General features: G+C 75.8%; 2 protein-coding genes. Both read right to left on the bottom strand.

Features of this window, described 5'->3' with window-relative positions; all coding sequences use genetic code 11:
- The coding region (locus PUR71_RS08725; protein ID WP_329925809.1) for a condensation domain-containing protein at nucleotides 1–1632 on the bottom strand (1632 nt) is incomplete at its 3' end.
- A 16-nt stretch (nucleotides 1633–1648) separates the two neighbouring features.
- On the bottom strand, nucleotides 1649–3770 hold a 2122-nt coding region (locus PUR71_RS08720), incomplete at its 5' end, for a condensation domain-containing protein (protein WP_329925808.1).

The following is a 3770-nucleotide window of genomic DNA, read 5'->3' as shown; positions in this document are numbered from 1 at the left end:
CTGGACGGCGAGCAGGGCGACGAGCAGTTCCGCGGTGCGCGGGAGGGCGACGGCGACGTAGCCCTCGGCCCTGGCGCCGCGCTGGAGGAGCAGGCGGGCCAGCCGGTTGGAGCGGGCGTCGAGTTCGGCGTAGCTGAGGCGTTCGTCGCCGCTGATCACGGCGGTGGCGTCCGGCGTCGCCGCGACCTGACGGGCGAAGCGCCCGAGCAGCGGCTCCAGTTCCGGCGCCACCTCCGCCTCGCCGGCCCACGCGCCCAGGACCAGCGCCTCGTCCGCGCCGTCCGACACCCGCAGCCGCCCGACGGGCAGTTCGGCCACCGACGCCGCCTCGCCGAGGACGCGCAGCAGTGCGGCGGCGAGCGCGTCCACCTGCTCCTGGTCGAGCAGGTCGGGCCGGTGCGCGAGGTCCAGGGCGAGCGTGGTGCCGAGGCCGACGGTCAGGCTCAGTGGGTAGTGGGTGCCCTCGTGGTTGCGGCCGTCGACGACGCCGAGGCCGCCCGCCGAGCGGCGCAGGCCCTCGGTGTCCACCGGGTAGTTCTCGAACACCAGCAGGGTGTCGAAGAGTTCGCCGTGCCCGGCGGTGCGCAGCACGTCGCTGAGGCCGAGGTACTGGTGGTCCATGAGGCCGGCCTGCTGGTCCTGGAGGCGCTCCAGCAGGGCGCCGAAGCGCTCCGCCGGGTCGAGGGCGACGCGCACCGGCAGGGTGTTGATGAACAGGCCGACCATCGACTCGACGCCCGGGACCTGCGGGGGACGGCCCGAGACGGTGCCGCCGAAGACCACGTCGTCCCGGCCGGTGAGCCGCCCGAGGACGATCGCCCAGGCCGCCTGGACCACGGTGTTGACGGTGACCCCGCGCTCGCGGGCCCAGCGGACCAGCGCCGCGGTCTGCTCCTGCGGGAGCTCGGCGCGTGTGGCCACCGGGACGACCGGCGCGCGGGTCGGGTCGGGGGCGGCGAGCAGCGTCGGCTCCTCCAGCCCGTCGAGCACCTGCCGCCAGGCCGCCTCGGCGGCGGTGCGGTCCTGCGCGGCCACCCAGGTGAGGTACTCGCGGTAGGGGGCGACGGGCGGCAGCGCGCGCTCGTCGGAGCCGCGCCGCGCCAGCCCGTACAGCTCGAAGAGCTCGCCGATGACCGTCGCCCGGGACCAGCCGTCGACCAGGATGTGGTGCACGGTGACGAGGAACTGGTGCCGGTCCGCGCCCTGCGAGACGAGGGTGAAGCGGATCAGCGGCGGGCGGGCGAGGTCGAAGCGGCGGGCGCGGTCCTCGGCCGCGACGGCGTCGGCGGCGCGCGCCCGCTCGCCGGATGGTCGGCCGGTGAGGTCGACGACGGTGAAGTCCGGCGCGACCTCGAACGGGATCAGCTGGACCGGCTCGCCGTTCTTGCGGTACCGGAACGCGGCCCGCAGCCCGGCGTGCCGGCGCAGCAGGGCGGCGCAGGCGCCGCGCAGCGCTTCGGCGTCCAGCTCGCCCTCGATGTCCAGCGCGAGCTGCATCGTGTAGACGTCCGGGCCCTGGGTGTCGTACCGGGCGTGGAACAGCAGGCCCTGCTGGAGCGGAGAGAGCGGCAGGATGCTCTCGATGCGTGGCTTGGCCTTGGTCGTCGCTGCCGTGGTCGCTGCCTTGGTCATCTCGCTTCTCTCCACCTCAGAACTCGAAGTCTTCTTCGAACGCGTCGATCTCGTCCTGGTCGAGATCCAGCAGCGGCGCGGGCTCCACTGCGACGGGCCGGGGCGCGAGGGCCTCGACCGGGCCGGCCGACGGGTCGGCGGCGTGGGCGACCAGCGCCCGCAGGGCCGAGAACCACGCCGCGGCCAGGGCGGCGACCTCGTCCTCGGTGAACAGCTCGCCGGGCCAGCTCCAGGAGGCCACCAGGTGGGGGCCGTCTGGGCGGTCCTGGGCCAGCGAGTTGAGCTCCAGGGCGTGGCCGGCGGGCATCGCGGCGTCGCTGCCGCCGAGGCCGCCGTCGCCGTCGTCCTCGCCGTCACCGGCGCCGAACCGGCCCAGGTAGTTGAAGCCGAGTTGCGGCTCCGGGAGGGCGGCGAGCACGCCCGCCGTCTCCGGGTTGAGGTGGCGCAGCAGCCCGTACCCGGCGCCGTTGTCGGGCAGGGCGGCGAGCTGCCCGGCCACCGCGGCCAGGGCCCGTCCGGCGGCGGGGCCGCCGGCCAGCAGCTCCGGCCAGTCGGCGGCGGTGACGCCGGGGTCGAGCCGCAGCGGGAACATGCTGGTGAACCAGCCGACCGTCCGCGAGACGTCGGCGTCCGGCAGGACCCCGGCGAGCAGTTCCTCGCGGCCGTGGCCCTCCAGGTCCAGCAGGACGCCGGCCGCGCGCTCCCGGCCGCGGTCGCGGTCCCAGCCGGTGACGGCGAGCGCGAACGCGGTGAGCAGCACCTCGTTGACGCCGGTGCCGAGCACGCTGGGCACGGTGGACAGCAGCGGTCCGGTGACGTCGGCGGGCAGCGTCACGGTGTACTGCCGGGCACCGGCCGCGAGGTCGCGGGTGCGGTCGAGCGCCCTGGTGCCCAGGGGGGGCTCCTGGTACCCGGCCAGCATGGCCGTCCAGACCGGGAGTTCGGCGGTCCGCTCCGGGGTGAGGGCGGCGCGGGCGAGGCCGCGGGCCCAGGCCCGGAAGGAGGTCCACACCGGCTCCAGGACGGGTTCCCGGCCGGCCGCGACGGCCTCGTAGGCGGCCATCAGGTCGGGCATCAGGATCCGCCAGGAGACGCCGTCGACCACCAGGTGGTGCAGGACGAGCAGCAGCCGGCCGGGGGCCTGCGGGCCGGCGTCGAACCAGACGGCCTGGACCATGACGCCGTCGTCCGGGGCGAGCCGGTCCTGGGCGGCGCGGCCCTCGGTGTCAAGGCGGGCGGCGGCCGCGGCCTCGGTGAGGCCCGCGACGTCGACCCGGTGGACCAGGTCGGCGGCCCGCAGCGCGCCCTTCGGCGGCACCTCCAGGGTCCAGGCCGACGGGCCGCGCACCAGGCGGGCGCGCAGTGCGTCGTGGTGGTCCAGGACGGCTTGGAGCACGGCGGCCAGGACGTCCGCGGTGAGTCCGGCGGGCACCGGCACGAGCACCGACTGGTTGAACCCGTCGATGCGGCCGCCGAGTTCGCGCAGCCAGCGGATGATCGGGGTGGTCGGCAGCGCGCCGACCGCCGGGTCCGCGCCCTCCGGGTCGGGCGCGAGCGCGAGCTCGGCCGGGGACTCGGGCAGGGCGGCGGCCAACGCCTCGACCGTCTTGTGCCGGAACACCTCGCGGGGCGTGAGCACCAGGCCCGCCAGGCGGGCGCGGCCCACCAGCTGGACGGAGGTGATGCTGTCGCCGCCGAGGGCGAAGAAGCTGTCGTCGGCGCCGACCTCGGGCAGCCCGAGGACTTCGGCGAAGAGGGCGGCGAGGAGCTTCTCGCGGTCGGTCTCCGGCACCCGGCCCGGTGCGCGGTCGGCGAAGTCCGGTGCGGGGAGCGCCTTGCGGTCGAGCTTGCCGTTGGTGTTCAGCGGCAGCGCGTCGAGCAGGACGACCGCCGCCGGGACCATGTAGTCCGGCAGCTCGGCGGCCACGTGGGCGCGCAGCGCGGCCGGGTCTGCGGTGCCGTCCGGCACCACGTAGCCGACCAGCAGCTTCACTCCCGGGCGGTCCTCGCGGACGACGACGGCGGCGCGGGTGACGGTGTCGTGCTTCGCGAGGGCGGATTCGATTTCGCCGAGTTCGATGCGGAAGCCGCGGACCTTGACCTGGAAGTCGGTGCGGCCGAGGTAGTCGATGGTGCCG

The sequence above is a fragment of the Streptomyces sp. SP17BM10 genome (assembly GCF_036322405.1).
Lineage (GTDB): Bacteria > Actinomycetota > Actinomycetes > Streptomycetales > Streptomycetaceae > Kitasatospora.
This window is presented reverse-complemented; position numbering and strand designations above follow the sequence as displayed.